General features: G+C 62.5%; 14 protein-coding genes, 1 tRNA gene and 1 pseudogene. 7 read left to right on the plus strand and 9 right to left on the minus strand.

Features of this window, described 5'->3' with window-relative positions; all coding sequences use genetic code 11:
• Nucleotides 1-219: 219 nt before the first annotated feature.
• Complete coding sequence (locus OJ996_RS05890) at nucleotides 220-771, minus strand: hypothetical protein (RefSeq protein ID WP_264512199.1); 552 nt, start codon at nucleotides 769-771, stop codon at nucleotides 220-222.
• Between the two features lie 176 nt (nucleotides 772-947).
• Here OJ996_RS05890 and OJ996_RS05895 point away from each other — a divergent pair, with 176 nt between their 5' ends.
• The gene (locus OJ996_RS05895; RefSeq protein ID WP_264512200.1) at nucleotides 948-4,751 is read left to right on the plus strand and encodes an FG-GAP repeat protein; all 3,804 of its coding nucleotides are present in this window, start codon (nucleotides 948-950) and stop codon (nucleotides 4,749-4,751) included.
• Between the two features lie 33 nt (nucleotides 4,752-4,784).
• Here the strand turns inward: OJ996_RS05895 and OJ996_RS05900 are convergent, their stop codons facing one another.
• From OJ996_RS05900 to argC, 7 genes are all read right to left on the minus strand, one after another.
• Nucleotides 4,785-5,834 (minus strand): hypothetical protein, encoded by a 1,050-nt coding sequence (locus tag OJ996_RS05900; RefSeq protein WP_264512202.1) that lies wholly within the window; start codon nucleotides 5,832-5,834, stop codon nucleotides 4,785-4,787.
• Nucleotides 5,831-6,763, minus strand: coding sequence for a hypothetical protein (locus tag OJ996_RS05905; protein ID WP_264512204.1), 933 nt, complete (start codon nucleotides 6,761-6,763; stop codon nucleotides 5,831-5,833). The genes OJ996_RS05900 and OJ996_RS05905 overlap by 4 nt, the downstream gene beginning before the upstream one ends.
• 53 nt (nucleotides 6,764-6,816) lie before the next feature.
• A complete protein-coding gene (locus tag OJ996_RS05910; RefSeq protein ID WP_264512206.1) occupies nucleotides 6,817-7,716 on the minus strand; it encodes an endonuclease/exonuclease/phosphatase family protein in 900 nt (299 codons plus the stop codon).
• Complete coding sequence (locus tag OJ996_RS05915) at nucleotides 7,713-8,012, minus strand: transcriptional regulator (RefSeq protein ID WP_264512208.1); 300 nt, start codon at nucleotides 8,010-8,012, stop codon at nucleotides 7,713-7,715. Before OJ996_RS05915 ends, OJ996_RS05910 begins: the two co-directional genes overlap by 4 nt.
• On the minus strand, nucleotides 8,009-8,650 hold the full coding sequence (locus OJ996_RS05920; RefSeq protein ID WP_264512210.1) for a hypothetical protein: 642 nt from the start codon (nucleotides 8,648-8,650) through the stop codon (nucleotides 8,009-8,011). Before OJ996_RS05920 ends, OJ996_RS05915 begins: the two co-directional genes overlap by 4 nt.
• 64 nt (nucleotides 8,651-8,714) lie before the next feature.
• Nucleotides 8,715-9,968 (minus strand): bifunctional glutamate N-acetyltransferase/amino-acid acetyltransferase ArgJ, encoded by a 1,254-nt coding sequence (argJ, locus tag OJ996_RS05925; protein WP_264512212.1) that lies wholly within the window; start codon nucleotides 9,966-9,968, stop codon nucleotides 8,715-8,717.
• Between the two features lie 41 nt (nucleotides 9,969-10,009).
• A complete protein-coding gene (gene argC / locus OJ996_RS05930) occupies nucleotides 10,010-11,053 on the minus strand; it encodes an N-acetyl-gamma-glutamyl-phosphate reductase (RefSeq protein ID WP_264512214.1) in 1,044 nt (347 codons plus the stop codon).
• A gap of 85 nt (nucleotides 11,054-11,138) precedes the next feature.
• Between argC and OJ996_RS05935 the strand changes: the two genes are divergently transcribed.
• From OJ996_RS05935 to OJ996_RS05950, 5 genes and pseudogenes are all read left to right on the plus strand, one after another.
• Nucleotides 11,139-11,215 (plus strand) — tRNA-Pro (locus OJ996_RS05935).
• A 201-nt stretch (nucleotides 11,216-11,416) separates the two neighbouring features.
• On the plus strand, nucleotides 11,417-15,514 hold the full coding sequence (locus OJ996_RS05940) for a hypothetical protein (RefSeq protein ID WP_264512216.1): 4,098 nt from the start codon (nucleotides 11,417-11,419) through the stop codon (nucleotides 15,512-15,514).
• A 364-nt stretch (nucleotides 15,515-15,878) separates the two neighbouring features.
• A pseudogene (locus tag OJ996_RS26405) lies at nucleotides 15,879-16,139 on the plus strand (M28 family peptidase); the annotation flags it as partial.
• Nucleotides 16,140-16,182: 43 nt separating this feature from the next.
• Nucleotides 16,183-16,794, plus strand: a complete 612-nt coding sequence (locus OJ996_RS05945; protein ID WP_264512218.1) for a M28 family peptidase — start codon at nucleotides 16,183-16,185, stop codon at nucleotides 16,792-16,794.
• A 48-nt stretch (nucleotides 16,795-16,842) separates the two neighbouring features.
• Nucleotides 16,843-18,411: a glycoside hydrolase family 43 protein gene (locus OJ996_RS05950; RefSeq protein ID WP_264512220.1), complete on the plus strand. Its 1,569-nt coding sequence runs from the start codon at nucleotides 16,843-16,845 to the stop codon at nucleotides 18,409-18,411.
• Between the two features lie 302 nt (nucleotides 18,412-18,713).
• Here the strand turns inward: OJ996_RS05950 and OJ996_RS05955 are convergent, their stop codons facing one another.
• Nucleotides 18,714-19,532 (minus strand): nucleotide excision repair endonuclease, encoded by an 819-nt coding sequence (locus OJ996_RS05955; protein WP_264512221.1) that lies wholly within the window; start codon nucleotides 19,530-19,532, stop codon nucleotides 18,714-18,716.
• A 253-nt stretch (nucleotides 19,533-19,785) separates the two neighbouring features.
• Here OJ996_RS05955 and OJ996_RS05960 point away from each other — a divergent pair, with 253 nt between their 5' ends.
• Nucleotides 19,786-22,134, plus strand: coding sequence for a beta-galactosidase (locus tag OJ996_RS05960; protein ID WP_264512223.1), 2,349 nt, complete (start codon nucleotides 19,786-19,788; stop codon nucleotides 22,132-22,134).
• Nucleotides 22,135-22,146: the final 12 nt, after the last annotated feature.

Genomic DNA, 22,146 nt, shown 5'->3' on the forward strand with positions numbered 1-22,146 from the left:
TCGAAACCTTTTACAACCCGGTGCGCCTCCACAGCTCGCTGGGCTATCAATCGCCCGTGGAATACGAACAATCCCTCAACCACAGCTAACCCCCGAAACCGTGTCCGCGCTTTCAAAGTAAGATCAGTCATCCCCGCAAATGCATCGGTGCCCTGTAGGGGCACGAGGAGGTCACGGGCCCTATTACCGTCCCGAATCCTTCGCCGTTTAACCCGCTCATCAATACCTCAAATTCCCACCAAACTCCGGGATCTTCCCGGCTTCCACCTCCTTCGCCCACCGATCGAGCTTCCCATCCTCCATTTTCCAAAACTTCCGGCAGAGCTCGAAATATTCGAGCACCGTCTTCTTCTCCCCCTTCTTCAAGAGATCCAGAGCCAAACTCATGTTCGGCCCGAAGCTGTCCATCTGCGGCGAACCCGGGCTCCGGCCCGCGGCTAACAGATGCTCCTTCGCCTTCTCCAACTTCCCATCCCGCACCGCCAGTCGCCCCAGAATCACATTCGAGTCCTGAATCGCATTGCCATAATTCCAATTGTCTTTGAAGCGCGGCGTCAGCCTTTCCAGCTCCAGAGCCAGCTTCTCCGCCTCCTCATATTTTTTCTCCTTGAACGCCTTCGTCACCGCATCTCCGAGCGAATAGAATCTCTTCTCTTCCGCAGGAATCTTCTCCTCGGCCTCCTTGTCCTCCGCTCCCTGAGGCTCCGCATAACCGCTCGGCGCACTGACCAAACCGGCGACCATCACAAGGACAAGCGTGGGAATCCTCATAAGAGAATGGAACACACCAACCACGATCCTGACGAGACAAAAGCGGCATCGTGCCCCTGCCGTCGCCGACAGCATTCCGCATTTCTTCCGATCATCCATGCTCCCCGAAATCTCCTCGACGACCGTTACGTCACTGATAGGGCAACCCATGTCATCCCTTCTTCTGCGCTTGTACCATGACGTTCGCTAACCTCCGCTTCCGCCGCTTGCTCCTTCTCGGCAGGAAAGCGTTGCTTCCCGTCCTCCTGCTCCTCGGCATGGCAGACTTCTGGAATGACTCAGGCTCTCTATCGAAAAGCGAGCATTTGCCACCATCCGCGCATCAGCCCACGCCCATTTCTCTATCTGACACCGCACCCGCACGCGGCTCAACAACCCTATCCACCCCGCCAACCCGCGGCGCCGGTGGCGAGCTACCCGGCACCAGCTTGGAGGTGGCATTGGATCGAGCCCGCCGTGAAATCGGCGCCCCGAACGAGGAGGAATCGGCACTGCGGCTGAATGAAGGTGTCACGCATTTCGCTTGGAATCCCGGTCAGGACTTCACCGCACGCTTCCTTGCCGCGGGCAGTGTCCGCTTTGACTCTGGTGATAAAACCGGCGGATGGCAGGTCGGCTTCCGTTACTCCGGCGCGGGCACTACTTCCGCGGTCGCGGTGGAGGGCACACGTGCCGAGTTCCTCCATCGGGACGGCGTGCGCGAGTGGTTCGACAATGGCAGCTCCGGGATCGAGCATGGCTTCACGCTCGACCGCCGGCCGCCGCAGGGGGCGCGTCTTGAGATTGCGCTGGATGGCATGATCGCGGTGCGGGAGAGCCCGGACAATACCGCCAATCTGCTACTGCAGGATACGCACGGCAATGCCCGGCTCCGCTACGCCGGCCTTAAGGCATGGGATGCTGATGGTAAGGATCTGCTTGCAGCGATGGATGCCACTCCAATGGGACTCGCCATCACGGTGGATGACCGCGACGCTCGCTATCCGCTTACCATCGATCCCCTCATCACTGTACTGAGTCAGGAGTTGGACCCGCTAATAACCGGTTCCGGATCACAGTATGACTTCTTCGGCTGCAGTGTCGCATTCGACGGCGATACCGCCTTGATCGGCGCGCCTCACGATCAAAGCGCCTCGGGGAAATCCGACTCGGGGAATGCCTACATCTTCATCCGCAGCGGCGAGGGCGTGGACGAAACATGGACACTCCAAGGCCGGCTCGGGACGGGCGGTGCAGCCGAAAACGATTGCTACGGCGCTGCAGTGGCTCTGCAGGGAGACATTGCCGTGATTGGCGTGCCGAACGAAGGCTCGCGCATCAGTCTGTCCCCCGGGACCGTGCGGGTGTGGGCCCGCAGCAATGGCCAATGGACGGAGCAAACCAGAATTGCTCAGCCCACCTTCCATGTCCCGTCGTCGTCGAGTGAAGGCACTCTTGGCTGGCAACTGGCGCTAAGCGGTGAGACGCTGGCGCTTGGCATCCCACGGGCAAACGTGGTGGAAGTCTACACCCGCAGCGGAACCCAGTGGAGCAAGGAACAGCGGATCCACTCGCCGTGGATGGGTGCCACAAACTTCGGCTCCTCCGTGGCGTTGGAGGGCAACGCCCTCGCGATCGGTGCCAATGGCGACACGAGCGAGGGCCGCGTTTACTACTATACACGGAGTAGCGGCATCTGGAGTGGCGCGCAGATCCCCCTGCCTCCGGACCTCGAAAAGGGCGACTACTTCGGCAGCAAGGTCGCGCTATCCGGCGATACCATTCTCGCCACGGCCCCGGGCAGCGGAGGGGTTTATGCACTCCAGAAGACCGGCCAGAATTGGGATGCCGGCACGAAGCTCACCAGTAGCTCGCTGGGAGTGAGCGCACCCAACTTCGGTAGCACCTTGGCAATCGATGGAGATCACGCCTTGATCGGCGCGGCGAGAATGGACCTTTCTCCTTTTCTACAAAGCAGTGGAAAGGTTTTCTCCGCTCGGCGGGTCAACGGGGTTTGGCAGCTTACCGGCATCCTCGCGAATGCCGGTCGTCAAGGCTTCGATAAGTTCGGCTGCTCGCTGGCGATCCGCGGCACGCGCGCGCTGGTGGGTGATATGGGCCGCACCACCGCAGGCGGCATGATGACGGGAGACGCCACCTTCTATCACCTCGCAAACGACATCTGGAATTCCGGTGCCACTGTGGATCTCGGTGATGATGGCGCGGGTTCCAGATACGGTCGAGCCGTCGCGGTAGACGGGGATACCCTTGCCTTCGGTGCCGGTGCGGAGAGCAATGCGAGCGGGCTCCGTCCTGAAGTGGTTCACATTTTCACGCGTGTCGGCACGGGCTGGACCCATCAGGCCCGCCTTGAGGATCCCTCTCCTATGGAGGATCCCTTTCTCACCACAGGCTTCGGCTCATCCCTCGCAATCAGCGGCGGCACTTTGGTCGCGGCCTCGCCGATCCGCAGTAACGGCACTTACCCCCCCGCCCAGGACGGCTCCGTGTACTTTTACGAGCGCTCGGGAGCACAATGGAATCTTGTCTCCGAACTTCCGGGCATCGGGCAGTTCGGCATCTCTTTGGCAGCGGAGGGAAATACCGTCGCCATCGGTGCCCCCTCTTTCCCGCTCCCCGGCGAGCCCCTCAAACAAGGCAAGGTCTTTATTTACACGCGAGGGGCCGCTTCTTGGACACAGACCGGAGAACTGCAAGCCACTGCTGATGCTGGCTACAATAACTTCGGCCGCTCGCTTGCACTCGACGGCGGAACTTTGCTGGTGGGTGCTCCCTACTCCTTGGGAGAAGAGTGGGATAATACCCCCCACGGTGCCGTGGTGTTCTTCCGCAACAGCGGAACCGAGTGGGAGCAGGAAACGGTCATCGGCAATCCTCTTGCCGAGGGCTTCTTCGGCTATTCGGTGGATATCAGCGGCGACCACGCGCTGGTCGCCGTACCGGGATACGAATACGCCTCCTACCTGTTCCTCAACCGCGATGGAAGCACATGGACCAGCGGCGATTTGCACTATCTTGAAGGCTTCCGGAGCCTGACGGGAAATCAAGTGGCACTGGATGGCCATGCCGCGGCTATCTCGGCGGATAATAGCACCTCGGCCCCTGGCGTCTGCAAGCTGCTGGAGTTCGCCGCCGGCCATTGGTTGCCTTCCCGGGACCTCGGCACCACCGGGACAGCGGTGGCAATGGATGGAAATACGCTGGTTGTGGGTGACTCGCTGGCACAAAGATCAAATCCGGACATGCCGGATTTTTCCGCCCGAACCGGTCACGTTTGGATCTTCGGTCTATCCGGCGCGGAGAAGTTTTTGCTGCAAAGCTTCGATCAGAATCAGGATCTCCTGCTAAGCCTCGACGAATGGATGGCGGTCTACGGCACGTCCGCCCCGGAGACGGCTGCCGCAGTTCATGGCTTCATCGATGCCGATGAGAATGGACTGCTAACCGAGGAGGAGTTGGTGAAAGCAGCATCGGCTGCCGCCACTCCCAAGGACAAGACCGCCAGTGCCGCAGTCGCCCTGATGGCCCGCCTTCGCACCTTCGTGGAACTCGATGGCAGCGTGTCCGGCGGAGAAAGGGACGGCATCGTCAACCGCGCCGAAATCGCCTTGATGTGGAAGCCCGGCACCACGGCCAAGCCAATCGATGCCTTCTGGAAGCGGGCTCAGGTTCCGGCAGGCTATGACCTGCGGTCTTGGTTGTTGGCAAAGAGCCTGCCCTCGCAAACAGCCTATGCCAGCGCCCGGCAGACCCGAAGCAGCCGCCGCGCGCTCGCCCTGCGCTATGATAGCAATCGCGACGGATTGATACTGTATCCGGAGTTCATCAACATGCTCGAAGCGGAAACAGGGAGCACCAAGAAATCCTCATCTCTTTGGAAAGCACTTACGACTCCATCCGGGCGCACGCCGACCTACGAAATGAGCATCGATGGTTTCGTGGAAGCCCCTAAGTTCCCTAAAGGACTGGCTGGAAAGTAAAAGTAAGCCGGAACGGGCTAGGTCCAAAGGGCCTCACACCTCGCCATCTCCGCCCCCACCCTTCTCATCCAGACGCTTCGTCTTGAGACCGATCACCATCCCGAGAATCGCCGAGGGCACCAAGTAGCGCAGCGGACTGGCAGGCTTCGATGGACCCGCCGCGGCAAATGCCCCCTCGATCTCCGGGCAATCCGGCACCGCCATCCGCAGGGCCTCCATCTGCGACTCGATCGAACGCCCCAAATCAACTGCCACCAAACTGGGCATCTGCCCGAGATTCGCGATATGCGCCGTGAGTTGCGGGCCCAACCCCACCCGCAGATCCACCTCCAGGTGGGTCCCCTCCGATGACTTCACCCCTTCAAGATGGAAGCCCACGAAGGCTCGGTCATGCCATGAGTAGATTGAGAAGCTCGGCAGGGAGTCGTAACAAAAGACCTCCAGCTTCCCCGGCGAGGCCGCCGGCTTGGCGAGCAAACCCGGCAGCACCGGTGCTGAAACACGAGCCTTCGCCGCAACACGGGCAAGATACTCCAGCGTGCCGCAGATCGACTGACGGTTCTCCTCCGGCCCCTTCTTGTTTTCACGGTCGCGACCGCGACGCGTAACCGATGGCGAGAAGGGATTGAGAACATAGACCCGGATCCGCCGCGACTTGCCCAGCGACTCCAGCATCGCCGGTTCCAACCGCTCCAGGGTGCTGTCGTCGAGCCATGTCTCCACGATTACGGTCTCCGGTGAACTCGCAATCCCCTTGGTCACCTCCTCGAAAGGCAGCCCCAAGCTCGAGGAACGCACGCCGCTCTTGTTCTTGGCATCAAGCTTCTCCACCAGACGCTCTTCCTTCTCCGCCTCCAGCGCCTCGCGATACTTCCACGTCGCGTAGCCGACTCCCACCGATACCACGTAGAGGATCGCCGCTCCCGCCAGACCACCGAAGATCTCGTCGGCCATCTCATCCCGCTGCGACTTCTCCATCCGGAAGTAGAGGAAGAACATCAACAGCAACATCGCCACACTCATGATCGCGGCATTGCGGAGCCCGCGTCTGCCGAGGTTGGAAGGAGGAGGAGATGAGCTCATGGGAGGAGAGCGCGAAGCTTGGTGAAGTTCTCGTCCATCAGCTCCCCGATGCCCGCTTCATTTCCATCGGCCCTCGAGCTGCTGGCCAAGATCAAAGCGGCATTCTGCAGGACCGTGTCCCTGAGAACCGCCTCGGCCCGGCCCTCCAGCAACCCGATAAACAGATCCACCGCGGCATACGGTGAGGCCGCCTCCCGGATGCTCTCGATCTTCTCCGCCGGATAATCAGGCAGCAGCTGAAGCTCGGCATCGAAGCGCTGGATGCCCCGGTCAAACAAGGCGATGCGATTTCTGCCCGGCAGCAATTCATCCACCCCCGACTCCGCGCGGACGATACAAGAGGTCCTACCCAGAAGCTCGCAAAGCTCCGCGAAACGCTCGAAGTAGAGCGTCTTCGCGGCACCATTGATCTGGACCACCGGACCGGTGTAGTTCGCGAAGGGGAAGACGATCTTGTAGAGATCCGGAACACCTTCGCGGTGAATCCGGCGGCGCGCTTCGCGCAGTTCGTTCCGGTAGACGAAACCCGCTTCGCTCAGCCGGAGAAAACGGAACCGGCTCGCCTCGAGAACCTGCGCCAGCGTCGGCGAGTCCGCCTCGCGCTCCCGGAGCTCCGCCACGAAATCCGAACTGCCGATGTTCCCCGTAACCGCCCGCGTGCCCATCTTCACCACCGGCACGAAGCGTGCGGCGAGGATCGCGGCCATGGACGAAAGGTTCACCGTGCCGTCCCCGCCGGTGCCGAAGATGTTCACGTGCCGCGGGAGGTCCTCGCTCACCTGCTTGTTCGCCTCGATGAACCGCACGATCTCCGCAAGCTCCGACACCGCAAGCCGGTCAGGCCGGAGGGCGCACAGCAGGCGATAGTAATCTTTTTCGCTCGCCGCCTCGCGAGTTTTCCGGAACTGGGCAAGGACCTCTGTTTCCACGTTCGCCGTGATCCTCCCGACCGGCGAAGCCCAATGCAAGGCTCGAACAGGGCTCAAGGCTTCAAGATCACCCTCACTCGCGAGTGGTCCGAGCCATGGCGCGAATGCTCCACCCACTGCGCGTGCCAGCCGCTGCCGGTCCAGATCTGGTCGAGCGTGAGCAACGGCACACCGAAGGCCCAAGTCTCGCGGAAGCCCCGGCGCGGGGCATTGTTCGCGAGGGCGAGCTTGCCCTGCCAACGCTCGTACCACTTCGATTCCGGCGGGGTATTGAAATCACCGAGTACGACCACCTTCGGATCGTCACCCGCGGCTTGGAGCACACCGCTCATCGCCTGATCCCGGGAAAGCCACGGCTGCGATCGCACGTCCACCACGATCACCATGAACTCCCCGTGCTCCGGCAGGCTCACGCGAACCCGGTAGCAGCGGTAGCGGTTGTAGATGCCGAGCGATTCATGCCCGAGGATTTTGCCGCGCACCCCGAGCAGGGTGCCGCCGAAAGTCTTCCACTCCATGCCGGACCCGGCCGCCAGGAAACCCCGCCATGACTCTTCGGTGAAATCACCAGACTCCACCACGGCGCTAATGTCCGCCTCCGCCAGCGCGGACCAAGTCGCGGGATCGCTCTCCAAGGTACGGCCCGCATTGTAGATCGAGGCCCGCACGGACCCCGTCATCTCGGAGGGAACCGGATCGAGACGGAAGGAGTGCCAGCCCTCCAAGACCGAAAGAAGCAGGCAGGTTCCCGCCATCAGACGGAACCCCCAATGCCTCAAGACGATGACCGCCAACAGCCCGGCGAGCAACCGCAGCAACCAAGGCGTGCCGTAGTAAAGGGTCGCCGCGATCGCCGAGCCATCCCGCCCGCGGCATGCGAGCCCGAGCCAAGCCAGAATGAGGCCCGACAGCGCCACGCCGCGTAACAGCCGCATCCACGGAACCCGCTTCATTTCCCGAGATTCAGGATCTGCTCGAGGATCGCCAGATAGTCCTCGAAAGCCTTCCGGCCTTCCTTCGTGAGAATATAAAGTGTCTGCGGCCGTCCATCGCCCGTGAGCTTCTCCCCGCTGATGTAGCCGGCCTGCTCCAGCGTGCGCAGATGGGTGATCAGGTTGCCATCGCTCATCTCCAGCTCGAGCTTCAGATCCTGGAACGGCCACGCGTTGGTCCGCGACGCGAGCAAGGTCATGATGCCGAGCCGCGCCTTTTCGTGGATGGTCTTGTCCAGCTTGGAAAAGTCGATCATGCGCCCGGCTTGTCGCGGGGAGTGGTAGTGACGATGGCCGCCCCGTAAAGCAAGTGGAAGCCGCCGAAGGTGGCCGCCATCAACCCGGAAGGTCCTAAACGGTAAAGATGAGGCAACATCGATGTAATGAAGGTGCAGAAGGCGAAAGCCCCGATCCCGGTGACGAGGAAGGCAAGACCAAGCCAGACCATCGACTTCGGAGCGAACTCGCGGATAGCCATCAAGGCCAGCCCGTAGTGCAGGATCCAGAAGGAAGCCGTGAAGAGCTCCGCCCGCGGATTCACCGAATCACGGGCACCATATTTCAGATAAAGAAGACCTAGGAATCCTCCCGCCACCAGCGATGGCAGAGCCCCGCGCAATGCCACCTTCAAGCCATGCGACCAGAACGGCCGCTCGTTCGCCCGGGAGATCCGGTGCAGTTGCCACGCCGCGAAAAACAGCACAACCACCAGGCCGCCGAGCCACACGCTACCCCAAGCCCAGCCGATCTTTGGTTCCGAAAGCCACCCCGCCAGCAGTGACATCGCCCCGCCGAGCAACGCCGCTTCCCCGGACAGCGCGCGAAAGATCGTCGCCCGCTCCATCATCGTCCGGATCACCCGCAACTGCTCGGCGGCTTCCTGATGCATCGTCATGCCGGAACTTTGCGAAACAAAGCTCCAACTTCCAAGCCCGAACTTCTCCCCACAGGTTACAACTTCATACCAACCCGTCCTTCCGCGCCTGCTTCCAGTAAGCGTACTCGGAGCGGTTGAAATCGATATACTCCGGCGAGAGGTCGCTGGAGTACATGATGTAGTCCGCATCCCCCTGATTGAGGTGGATCTCGATCCGGAACTCCGGCTTCGCCGCGATCTCCCGCAACTCGTCCATCGCCGTCGGCGCCTGCAACCCGCCGAGACAGGCCGGCTTGCCATCGTAGAAAATGTCCACCAGCTCCTCACGGATGCGGGCCCGGGAATAGCCGACCGCGTGAAGCACCCGACCCCAATTCGGATCCCCGCCATTCCACGAAGACTTCACCAGCGCGGACTTGCATACCGCTTCCGCGACCAGCTTGGCATCGGCATAAGTGCGCGCACCTTTCACCTCCACGGTGACGAACTTCGTGACCCGCTCGCCGTCGCGCACGATCGCTTGGGCGAGCTCCAGCATCACCCAGCGCAGCGCCTCGCGGAACTGCTTGCAGAGGGCACTGCCGCGGCGGATCGGAGGCATGCCGGAGCAGCCGTTCGCAAGCACGAGCACGGTGTCGTTCGTGCTCATGTCGCCGTCGATCGTGATACGGTTGAAGCTTTCATCCACACCTTCCAGCACCGCCTTGCGCAGGGCCTCGCGCGGCACATTCGCATCCGTGGTGATGAAGCAGAGCATGGTCGCCATGCTCGGTGAAATCATGCCGGCTCCCTTCACGCAGCCACCGATGCGGACACGATGCCCGCCGAGATCGAAAGAGATCGCAACCTCCTTGTGGTGGGTGTCGCTGGTGATGATAGCTCTGGCGAAATCGGTTCCCTTGCCGGAATCGAGGCCTTCAACGAGTTGCTCGAAGCGCGGTTCTATGCGGACCATCGGCATCGGCAGCCCGATCACGCCGGTGGAGCAAACCCCGATCTCCGCACGCTTCAGGCCGAGCGGCTTGGCCACGCCCTTGCACATCAGCTTCGCGTCATTGATCCCTTGAACGCCGGTGCAGGCGTTCGCGTTGCCGCTGTTCGCGATCACCGCGCGCAAGTCTCCCTGGCGCAGATGGGCTTGCGAAAGTTTCACGGGAGCAGCCTTCACGCGGTTGGTCGTGAAGGTGCCGGCGGAAGTGCACGGATGGTCCGAATAGATCAGCGCGAGATCCAACCGCTCGGCTGCGGGATTCTTGATGCCGCAGGAGAGCGCGGAGCATCGGAAGCCGCGCGGCGCTCCTACGCCGCCTTTGATCCGGGTGACGGGAAAATCCATGGCAGGGTTTGCAAGGGTGGGGCGTTGACGCTGCACAAAACTCAGGCCGTTTGCAACCCGGCTGTCTCGCCGAGGCCGAAGATGAGGTTGAATGACTGTACCGCCTGCGAGCCGGCGCCCTTCCCGAGGTTATCTTCCGCGCTGGTTAGGATAACCCTGCCGGTGCGGGCATCGAGGTGCCAGCCGATGTCGATAAAGTTGGTGCGGGTGACATTTTTCGTGTCCGCACAAATGCCTGCACCGAGAAGGCGGACGAAAGGAGCATCCGCATAAGCGGCTTCCAGTGCCTGGCCGATGGCTTCCAGCGAGACACCGGCGCGAATCTTGGCCGTGGTGGTGGTGGCGATCCCGGAATTCACCGGAATGAGGTGCGGGATGAAGGTGATGATAACCTTGCCGCCCGCCGCCAGGGAGAGCTCCTGCTCGATCTCCGAGAGATGGCGGTGCTTCGGCAAGCCGTAGGCGCGGGCGCTTTCGTTGCACTCGCAGAAGAGCAGGGAAATATCCGCTTTCCGCCCGGCACCGCTCACGCCGCTCATCGAGTTCGCGACGATGGTGTCTGGATCCAGCAGGCCGGCTTTCACCAGCGGGATGAGAGGCAGGAGGATGCTGGTGGGATAGCAACCCGGCGAGGCGATGAGGCTGGCGGCCTTGATTTCCTCAGCACGGATCTCCGGCAGACCGTAGACAGCCTGATCCAATAGCGCGGGTGCAGGGTGCGGGTGATCGTAGAATTCTTGGTAGACGGCGGCATCCCGGAGGCGGAAGTCCGCGCTCAGGTCGATAACCTTCAGGCCGCGCTGGAGCAGGGCGCTGGCGATTTCCGCCGCCACCCCGTGCGGGAGCGCGAGGAAGGCGGCCTGCGCACCGGTCGCGGCGATGGCATCGGGATCCGGCTCGATGAAGGCGAGGTCGGCACCGGGGAGCTTGCGGAATCGTGGGAAAACGGCGGAAAGCGGCTTCCCGGCCTCTTGGCGGGAGGTCGCGGCGACCAGGTCGACATTCGGATGGACGAGGAGGAGGCGCAGCAATTCCTGGCCGGTGTATCCGCTCGCCCCCACAATGGCTGTTTTGATCCGCTGCATGGCGGGCGGAAAATGCACGATTTTCGGGGCTTGCCAACCGCGATCTCCCCTGATTGTCTGCCCGCCCGTCGCCGCAGAAGGTAAACGGGCTGTAGCGCAGTCTGGTAGCGCACCTGCCTGGGGGGCAGGGGGTCGTGGGTTCGAATCCCGCCAGCCCGACCACTTCGGGGTTCCAAAGTCAGGAACTCCCTCTTTTCCACCTGATTGGGAGAGTCTTGTACCGGAAAGGTCTGGAAATGTCTGTGGTTTTGAGAAACGGAGTTATGGGCCGGAATGTGGCGTTTATGTGAAAAATTATGTCGCCGGGGATTGGGAGTTGACTTATCGCGCTAATGCTGGTTTTCCAGCACAACTCTTCCGACCATGCTGCCCCGCCTCCTCACCCCTTTGTGTCTCGGTTTGTACCTTGGCCATGCTCATGGCGACGAATTGACCGCTTCCGGCGGGCAATGGTCGCGCTACAAGTCCGACAGCCAGCCCGGTAGCAATCTGGGCAACCTGGTCTCCCGCGGGGACGAGATCCAAGTCAACGGGATCTACCAGTTGAAGGTGAACCATGAAACGGGTGCAGCGGACCAGGCGGCGCGACCGTCCTTCAATCCGAACACCGATCTCATCGTGGCGGACGGGGATAGCCCGGTGTTCTGGACCCGCTCCTGGGCGGAGCCTTCCGGGGCGATCTCGGTGCGGGATTGGACGACCGGCGCGGTGATCGGGACGGCGGCGGTGCCTCAGGAGATGACGCATGCGAGGTTCCACATCGACCAACACGGGGTGGTGATGATCGGCAACGGGAAGGTGGGGGTATGCGGTCATAACGGAGAAAATGCCCAAGTGGCGGCCGCACCTATCTCGATGAGCGGCTTCCAGACGAGGATCGACGCGAGCAGCCAGGCGTTCGCGGTGTCCTTCGAGACCGCGAGCACCTTCAACCGCAGGATCGAAGTCTATGACCGCAGCACCCTGGCCTTCCAAGGCGGATGGGGAAACACGGGCTACCCGGTGGGACTGGAGGGGAACCTGCTGGCCTGCCAGACGGGGAACGCCGTGACGGTCCGCGAGCTGCCGAGCCTGAGCGTGCGGGCGAGTATCCCGCTGCAACCGAACGGCGGATTGCTCGACCTGCAGATGGTGGATGGCGGCCTCTGGTTGCTACAGCGGGCGGGAAACCCCTTCGAGAAGGAGTTCCGCTACTACGACCTTAGTAATCCTTCGGCTCCGGCAGCGGCGAACCGGCTGACACCGCCGGCCTGGAGCTCTTATCTTGGCGGGCTGCATGTGCCCCTGCTTGCGAGCGACGATTTCATCGCGTTCATCGCGGACGACAAGTCGGTCTGGGTGTGGAGCCAAGGCGAAGAAGGGCCGGTGGCGAGCATCGTGCCTTCCGGGGCAGGGCGCGAGGGTCAAGCCGCAGGTTTCAAAGTGAAGCTATCGCATGCCTCGGCCACGGCGGCACAGGTGCAAGTGAGCGCGCAAAGCGCCAGCGCCATGGAGGGGCAGGACTTCCAGGCATTTTCGATGACCGTGACGATTCCCGCCGGGGCTCTCGAAAGTTCCGAGCAGCAGATCAACATCCTCGAGGACACCGTGCTGGAGCCGAATGAGTCGCTGATCCTAGCGAGCGGCACGACGAGCGGCTGCGTGGTGGAGGAAACCAAAGTGCCACTGAAGATCAAGGCGAACGGCTTCAACGCGACCGTGCACCGGAAGTTCCTGAACAACGGCAGCGTGCGGGTGTCGGATGTGTGGGGCGTCGAAGGCGGGAATCTGGTCGCGACGGTTTACGGTTTTCCGCAGATGGGGACCGACTACGGGCGGACGGTCACGATCGACGCCGCATCGGGCGCGATCACCAGCGAGATGGCGGGATCGACCGACTACTTGAGTAACGACACACGCGAGGTGGTGGACGGCATGTTGTTCCGCAACTCGACCCACACGGTGAGCGCGTGGCAGGTTCCAGGGTTTCAGTCGATTGCTTCGAACGTATCTTCGGGCGGCAAGGCTTTAGCCCCGATCAATTCGCAGCATCTTTTGGCAAGCGCAAGCGAGCCGCAGCGCATTCTGGTCACGAAGATCTCCGATGGTTCGGCGGTGGCAAGCAAGACGCTGGAAGCCTCCGGAGGCGACGCGGTGGTGGCGCAGACCATGGCCGGAGTGAACGGGCGAGCAGTCGTGCTGGCCTACATCGGAACCCATCCGGAGGGCGGGAACGCCCTGTTTTTCCAGATCCTCCATCCCTCCACCTTGGAGGTAATCCGGACCTTCACGTGGCCCTACTATCATCCGAAGCTCGGGACTTCCCCAAAGCTCGTGAGCGCGGGCGGGCGCCATGCAATTTTCGCGTCGAACCATGCGATCTCCGCAATGGATACGATGACGGGCGAGTGGCTGTGGTCCACGTCGACCCGCCACCAGAGCAGCTTGGGGGTGGACTACTGCATCAGCGGGGATGTCCTGGCGGTCCGGGGGATCAGCCTGAATGACGCCTCGGACGAGTTCTCCCGCTTCCGCTTCTATGACCTCAAGAGCGGGGCGCTGCTGGAGGATCTCCGTTTCGAAGAGGTATCTGGCAAACCCTTGTTCGCGGTCTCCCGCACCGAGATCCAAGCTACCCCAACGGGATTCCTGCTGATGAACGGCGGCCAGGCCGTGAGCCTGACGACCACGCCGACGCGCCCGAATGTCGAGGTGCTGGCTGAAGCCTTTGAAGACAACCGCAGCGGCGAAGTGCGCATCGTGCCGAAAGAGAACTTCTCCGGCAGCCACACGCTGGTGATCGACGAGTATGCGGAGACACTTGAAGACCTGTCCACGAGCGGGCGTTTGATCGGAACGCTGCCGAGGCAGATCGAGCTCACCGCGGCAGGTGCAAGCATGCCGCTGGATTGCCGACGCCCGGCGAATGCGAGCGAGCTGGCAAGACTGCGGGCCATGTCCCCCGGGAGCATGGGAGCCGCCGCAGGCTTCGGCACCGCCACGGTGACAACCCATGTGGAGCCGATGGTGGAGCAGCTTTTCTTCACCGGAGCACCGGCTCGGCAGACTCACTCGACCCCGCTGGCGACGGGTGCCCAAGTGCTGGCCGTGGGTTATCCCACCGAGCCGGATCAAGCGGGACGACCGACCGGCCTCGTCGATCTCTACGACACGAGCACGGGTGCCTACCTGCGGACGATCAATGCTCCGGCCAATGCCGTGGCGATGTCCTTCGGCGCGTCGCTCGCGATCACCGGCAACCGCATCGTGATCGGTGCGCCGGGGAATAACACGGGCTATCCCTCGATGCCGGGTAAGGTCTTCGTCTTCGATCTGACCAGCGGAGCGATGCTGAAGGAGCTGAAGCTGGGCAAGACGATGGCCTTCGGCGCCTCGATCGCTGCGAACGAGTCTTGGATCGCGGTGGGGGCACCGGGAACGTACCGGGTGCTGCCGCCCACGGGACAGAGCGGGCGCAAGCTGGTGCCCGGCACGGTGGCCGTCTTCGACGCAACGACCTACAAGATGCGCTACAAGTCGACGACGAAGGGCGAGATGCTGGGATGGTCGGTGGCCCTGAAGGGAGACACCTTGTTCGCGGGCGCGCCGATGGCTTCACTGGCGCTGCCAAGTTTCACGGCCTTCGCGGGAATCGTGCGGCCCTATGCCCTGCCGAAGGGGAAGACCAAGGGCAAGGCCCTGCCGATCCTGGGCGCGCTGCGGCCGATGGAGCGCGGACGCTATGGCGAGAGAATCTCGGCCAGCTCCACGCTGCTGGCGGTGTATGCCTCGCCCGGAGCCGATGGTCATGCCGGGTTGCAACTCCATGCGCAGGAGAACCTGCTGCAGGTAGCAGTCCTGGGGGTGCCCGGAGACGATCTGGAGGAAGAATGCGGACTGCACGTGACGGATAGCCTCGTCTTCAACGGCAGCCCGGGCGAGCCGCTGCGGATCTTCGATCTGGATGATGCGCGTCCCGAGCTGAGTTACTCGCTGCCCTTCGTGCGGGACATCAAGACGGATGCCACACACTTTTACTGGGCGGACAAGCTTCCGCACCGCGCGCCGCTGCCTGCCGCAGCTGCCAGCGGAGCGAGCATGGCGAAATCGACCATTGCGAATCATGGCGACCAGAACCTGGACGGCCGGGTGGATGAGATCGACTTGCTGATCCAGACGCGGAGCACGAAGGGACTGCCGGTGAGCATCGAATCTTCGACCGCGGTGGCCGGGATGGAAGGCGTGCGGAGCTTCCGCTTCGCACTGGATGCCGATATTCCCGAGGGTTCGGAGGTGGAGTTCGAGTACACGACGAACCTGTCGGATTGGTCGCCGCTGCTGAGCTGGGATTCAGCGAGCTCGCGCTGGCTGGATGCGAAGGGTGCGGCCATTGGTGCGGTCGGCGGGGAGAACTGGTTCTACGAGTGGCAAGCATCCGCAGGGAAGGTCTTCTTCCGCACCCGGGTGAACGACGGGGAATGAGATCTTGATTGATAGTCGATGCGTGCATCCGTGAGGATCAACCACGGATGCACGCCGATTCACACGGATATAAAGGTGACGGCGATCTTGCCCTGGAGGGTGGGAGGTTCGCGACCGCGGATGACGCGGATAGCGCGGATGGGAAGACAAGATCTTACCGCGGTTCCAATTGATGCAGGTCAAGGTTCCTTGGCGATTTGCTTGCGTTGCTTGAAGAGGGATACTGCATCGCATGTCCATGGAGTTGCCGCACAAGACCCTGGTTGCACGGCTGACAGAGCACAGCCGAGCGCTGGCCCTGCCGAACGGACGACGGGTGGGACAGCCGGGTCATGACGTGGCACGCGACTACCTGCTCGCGGAGATGCGAAGGATCGGTCTGGAGCCATTCAGAAGCGAAGGCTTCGGGCTGACCTATGAGCTGCCCCATCCGAATCACGGGCGACTTCAGGAATTCACGAATCTCGCGGGCGTGATCCATGGTCGTGACCGAAGCCTCCCGCCGATCCTGTTAGGCGCTCACTACGACAGCGTGATCGATGCCCCCTGCGTGGACGACAATGCAACCTCGGTGGCTCACAATCTGGTCTTGGCGGAACACTTCGTGCAGCATCCTCTGGATCGCGATCTGATCATCGGAAGAACCGCCATTCTTCCTAGGAGAAACGATGGGATCGCGGCGCTTCTGCGAGGACTACTGCGGGGATATCGACTTCGCGGCGGTGATCGTGACCGACCTGGTGGGCCACGATGCCACGGATGGCGGCCTGCCCGTGCCGGGGCCGGTGACGCTCTTGCTCCCGCATCTCAAGCGACTGGTGGGAGTGATGGGCACGGAAAGCGACGGAACTTTTCCGGCGATCGTGGAGGCCGCCGCGAAGAACGCGGCAGAACTGCGCGTGATCCCGGTGCTCCACCGGTATGTTGGGCCGATGTCCGACCATGCGTCCTTCGCCGAAGCAGGCCAACCCTTCCTCTTCCTGAGCTGCGGCATGGGAACGCACTATCACACTCCGCAGGACACCATGGACTGGATCAATTTCGACAAGCTGGCCCACATTACCCGCTTCATCGCGGATATCGTGGTAAGAATCGATCACGTGCCGGCTGATGCCGAACATGCAGCGGCGGACCCCTTCGACACCGATCTACGAATGCTCAGGAAAGCGCTCGGCCCGGTGGCGATCGCCGGGCTGCGGGCGGTCGGAATCAAGATGCCGGAATCCCGCAAGGAACTGGACGGCTTCCTCGGTGCTCTCGTCGACGGACAGATGCACTAGCGCTGTTTCAAGTTGCCCCTTCGGGCTGCGGAGTCTATCCCCGCCTTGATGACCCGAACCCTGCTATTCTCAGCTCTCTTGCTCTCCGGCGCGCTGGCCGACACTTTCGTCAATCCGATTGCTGAAGGTGCGGACCCTTGCGTGATCAAGCACGGGGACAAGTACATCTGGTGCCAATCGGCAGGGAACCAGGGCGTGGCGCTGTGGGTTTCGGATCGCCTGACCTCGCTGGGGACGCCGCACGTGGTGTGGCAGGCGCCGGCAACGGGGCCTTACTCGAAGGAGGTGTGGGCGCCGGAGCTGCAGTTCATCGACGGCAAGTTCTACATCTACGTTGCGGCCTCCGACGGGAAGAACGCGAACCATCTGGCCTATGCGCTGGAATCCGAAGGCGTCGATCCGCTGGGCCCTTACAAGCTTCACGGCCCCTTCGCCACCGGCGAGGGCAAGGATGGCAAGTCGCCTAACATCTGGGCGATCGACATGTATGTCTTCAAGTCCGGCGGCAAGCTGTATGCGGTGTGGTCCGGCTGGGACAAGCCGGGCAGCGACCAGCAGTACCTCTACATCGCGCCGATGAAATCGCCGGTGGAGCTGGCGGGCCCGCGCGTGCTGCTGGCGAAGAACGACACCTACCTGTGGGAGCGCACGGAGGAGAAGGAGGGCACCCGCGGTCTGGCGGAAGGCCCGCAGATCCTGGAGCACGAGGGGCGCACCTTCCTGATCTACTCGACGGCGGCTTCCTGGCTGCCGACCTACAAGCTGGGGCTGCTGGAACTGACGGGCAAGGATCCGCTGGATCCAGCCTCTTGGAAGAAGCATGAGGAGCCGGTCTTCCGCAGCACGGACAAGACCTTCGGCACAGGCCACGGCGGCTTCGTGCAGAGCCCGGATGGCAAGGAGTGGTGGCACATCTTCCACGCGAAGCGCGACCGCGGCGGCAACTGGAAGCGCTCGATCTTCGTGCAGCCCTTCACATTCAAGGATGGCTTCCCGGACTTCGGCCAGCCGGTGGCGCCGGGTTCATCGATCGAGCGGCCTTCCGGTGAGAGGCTGCCCTCTCCCAAGCTGCCGGTGGCGCTCGATCTCCGCGGCGGGAAGGACTTCGGTGCGCTGTCCTATTACGGCCACCAGCAGTTCCTAGTGCTAGGGAAGCAAGGTGTGGAGCTGGGCGCGGCGCCGAAGGATCCGGTAAACGATTACCGGACCGGCGAGAAGCTGGTGCTGGATGGCGGGGAGTTCACGGATTTCACGGCGAGCACCACGATCGAGTTCCTCAAGGGCGAGCGCGATGCGGGGCTGCTGCTGCGGGTGACCGATCCCTCGGTGGGATTCGATGCGCAGCGCGGTTACTTCGCGGGGGTGATTCCGGGTTCGAAGAGCGTCGTATTTGGCAAGACGGACGGAACGAATTGGAAGGAAATCGCGCGCGCGGAGGTGGATGTGGACAAGTCCAAGCCGATCGAGCTGAGCGTGACGGCGAAGGGACAGGACTTCACGATCGCGGTGGGCGGGAAGACGGTGCTGAGCGCGAAGGATGATACCTATGCGAAAGGCAGCGTGGGACTGCGCGTGGTGGACACGCACGTGCGATTCGAGACGCTGGAGGTGAAGTAGGGAGATGGCTTAGGATCTCCATCGCTTTGAAGCCCGGGGTCGTGATGAGCGGCCCCGGGCTTTGTGTCTTACACCCGTTGAGATAGAGGGCTTCTCTGGAGAAGCTCCGAAGCAGCCGTTCAACCGCAGATTAGCGGGATAGACGCAGATGAAGAGGATTGGGACCGGGATGGATCCGGTGGATGAGATAGGGATGAAGGTGGGTTTTCTCGCTTCGAGGGATTCGTGCTCTTGGGGGCTCTATGAAGGGCGCGAGACGCACCCTCTCCTTGTGCAGGCAGTGTCGGACCCTTCAAGGCGATTCAGAGAGAGAGTTCCAAGGGGAGAAGGGATGGGTCGGGGGCGAGAGCACTGGGAGGAAGGAGGACTCGGGTGGCCTTAGCGGCGTAGCTTTGGAGCTGGTCGCGTTGGTCGGTCCAGAATTCCTGCTCGGGGAGGGAGGCGGCGGGAGGGATGGCGTCGAGGAGGGCGAGAAGATCGGCGGCATCACCGCGGGCGGCGCTGGCCAAGGTTTGCCATGCCCATGCGGGATCGGGCAGGACGAGAGAGAGGCTGAGCGGCGCGGAGGGGCGGATGAGTCCGCAGGGGTAGCGGTGGATGGGTGTATCCGGACAGGCGGCGCGATAGACGCAGCGGGCGAGGACGCCGAAGAGATGACGGAAGCCGGGCGAAAGCGGGCCGATCTCGCCCTGCTGCCGCTGGACCTGAAGCCGGAGGCGGCCGGAGACCACGCCACCATCGAGCCACCACGGCTGACCGATCCAAACGCCGGCACGATTGAAGGGGGGGCGGTGCTGGAGGAGAAGTTCGCTCTCGCGAGCGATGGCGCAAGCCGGGGATTCGCAGATCTCCCAATCGATGCGATGGATGCGAGCAACGAGCCTGAGGGTGCGGCGGGGGTGGCGGCCTTCGACGACATGGCGGTAACTGCCCAAGCGTCCGCGGAGGCTGGCCGATTGGCCGATGTAGAGAAGCTTATCGGTCCGATCGGTGAAGAAGTAGACGCCCGGGAGCTCCGGGAGATTGAGGAAGAAGTCCCGGCCAAAGCGCTGGGTGAGAACATTCTCCAAGGAGAATAGCCCGGGCTGCTTGGATCGGGTGATGACGGGACTCTCCGGCATGCAAGGAGGCGAGAATAACAGAGCGGTAGAAGGGGCCAATCCCCTTCCCTGCGCATTTCGCGGTCCAAGCTATCCGGTATCATTACGTCATCATGACTAGAACATACACGCCACCTGGAGCGAAGGCCGACGATTGTCGAGATCGGGCTTTATCTTCGGTCAATGGCGGGATTCCGGCTGGACCTCTCAGGAAAAGAGAGGCTTCCCAAAGCGGTGCGGTGATTTGTATGATTCCCAAACCGCTGATCCTACCATGAAAGCCCATCCGATCCTCGCACTGGCGTTCGGCCTGGCGGCGCTTCAGCCGCTCGCTTCGCTCGCCCAAGCTCCTGCCGCAGCGAAGCACCGCTTTGAAATCGGGGAGACGGAGCTGCTGCTGGACGGCAAGCGGATGCAGATCCGCTGCGGTGAGCTGCACTTCGCGCGGGTGCCCAAGGAGTATTGGAGGCATCGCCTGCAGCTCTGCAAGGCGATGGGGCTGAATACGGTGTGTGCCTATCTATTCTGGAACCTGCATGAATTCGAGAAGGGGAAATACAACTGGGAAGGTCAGGCGGATGCGGCGGAATTCTGCCGGTTGGCACAAGAGGAAGGGCTGTGGGTGATCCTGAGGCCGGGGCCCTATGCTTGTGCGGAGTGGGACGGTGGAGGCCTGCCATGGTGGCTGCTGAAGAAGCCGGACATCGCGCTGCGATCGCAGGACCCGGACTTCATGGCGGCGAGCAAGGCATGGCTGGCAGAGGTGGGCCGGGTGCTGGGGCCGCTGCAGGTGACCAAAGGCGGGCCGATCCTGATGGCGCAGGTGGAGAACGAGTACGGCTTCTACGGCAAGGATGCCGAGTATATGGGGCGGATGCGGCAGGCGACGATCGACGCGGGATTCGATATCCCGCTCTTCGCGTGCAATCCGACGGGCAGCCTGTGGAACGGCAAGCGGGATGATCTCTTCAACGTGGTGAACTTCGGCAGCGATCCGGCGACGGGCTTCAAGAAGCTGCGCGAGGTGCAGCCGAAGGGGCCGCTGATGTGCGGGGAGTTCTATCCGGGATGGTTCGATACCTGGGGCGCGCCGCATCATCTGGGCAAGACGGAGACCTACTTGGCGGATCTGGATTACATGCTGAACGCGGGGGCTTCCTTCAGCATCTATATGGCGCACGGGGGAACCTCCTTCGGGCTATGGGCAGGGGCGGACCGTCCCTTCAAACCGGACACGAGCAGCTACGACTACGATGCACCGATCAGCGAGGCGGGATGGATCGGCGACAAATTCGAGCGGACGCGTCAACTAATGTCCCGCTATCTGCTGCCGGGCGAGAAGCTGAGCGATCCACCGGCGCCGAAGCCGGTGATCGAGATCCCGGCATTCCAGCTCACGGAGACGGCGGCGGTGCTCGCGAACCTGCCGGAGGCGATCAAGGACAGCGCGCCGCGCCATATGGAGGCCTACGACCAAGGGCACGGGTGCACGGTGTATCGTACTACACTTCCAGTAGGTCCGGCGGCGAAGCTGCAGCTCGATCAAGTGCACGACTTCGCATGGGTATATCTGGACGGGAAGGAAGTCGGTGTGATGGACCGGCGTTCGCGGCGCTTCCACGTGAACCTGCCGGAACGAAAGGAGGAGGCTCGGCTGGACATCCTGGTGGAAGCGATGGGTCACGTGAACTTCGGCGTGGAGATCCACGACCGGAAGGGAATCCACGGCAAGGTGCAACTGGTGGAGGCTGCGAAGACGAGCGAGCTGAAGGGTGCGTGGGAGATCTTCCCGCTGAAGCTGGATGCGCCACTGCTTGCGGGACTGAAGTGGAAGCCGGCGGACAAGGATGAGAGCGGGCCAAGATTCTGGCGCGGCGGATTCACGCTGGCGAAGGCTGAGGATACCTTCCTGGACATGCGGAGCTGGGGGAAGGGCGTGATCTGGGTGAACGGCCACTGCCTGGCGCGGCACTGGAACATCGGGCCGACACAGACGGCCTACATGCCGGGAGCCTGGCTGAAGGAGGGCAAGAACGAGGTGATCGTGCTGGATCTAACAGGACCGACGGAGGCGACGATGGCAGGGCTGAGCAAGCCGATCCTGGACGAGCTGCGGCCTGAGCTGGACTTCGCCCGCAAGGGGACGAAGAAGAGCACGCTGGAGTTGGGCGACCATGTGGCGGACTTGAGCGCGAGCTTCAGCGCGGGAGCCGACGCGCAAGACGTGAAGTTCGCGACGCCGCTGGAGGGATCGCAATTCGTGCTGGAGGCGCTGAGCGCGCATGATGGCAAGCCTTACGCGGCGATCGCGGAGCTGGATCTACTGGATCCGGCTGGGAACTCGATCTCCCATGCGAGCTGGACGATCGCGTATGTGGATAGCGAGGAACTGGTGGGTGAGGATGGCTCCGCCTCCAATGCGATCAACGGGCAGACGGCGGACTTCTGGCACTCCGAGTGGAAGACCGTGCAACCGGGCTATCCGCACCGGCTGGTGATCGACTTGGGGGCGAAGACGGCGATCGGTGGATTCCGATATACGCCGCGTGCGGGGAACAATCCGGGACGGATCAAGGACTACCGGGTGCACGTGGGGAGCGGCTTCGTGAAGGAAGCGAAGTGAGCGGCGTTTTCC

This window comes from Luteolibacter rhizosphaerae (assembly GCF_025950095.1).
Taxonomy (GTDB): Bacteria; Verrucomicrobiota; Verrucomicrobiia; order Verrucomicrobiales; family Akkermansiaceae; genus Haloferula; species Haloferula rhizosphaerae.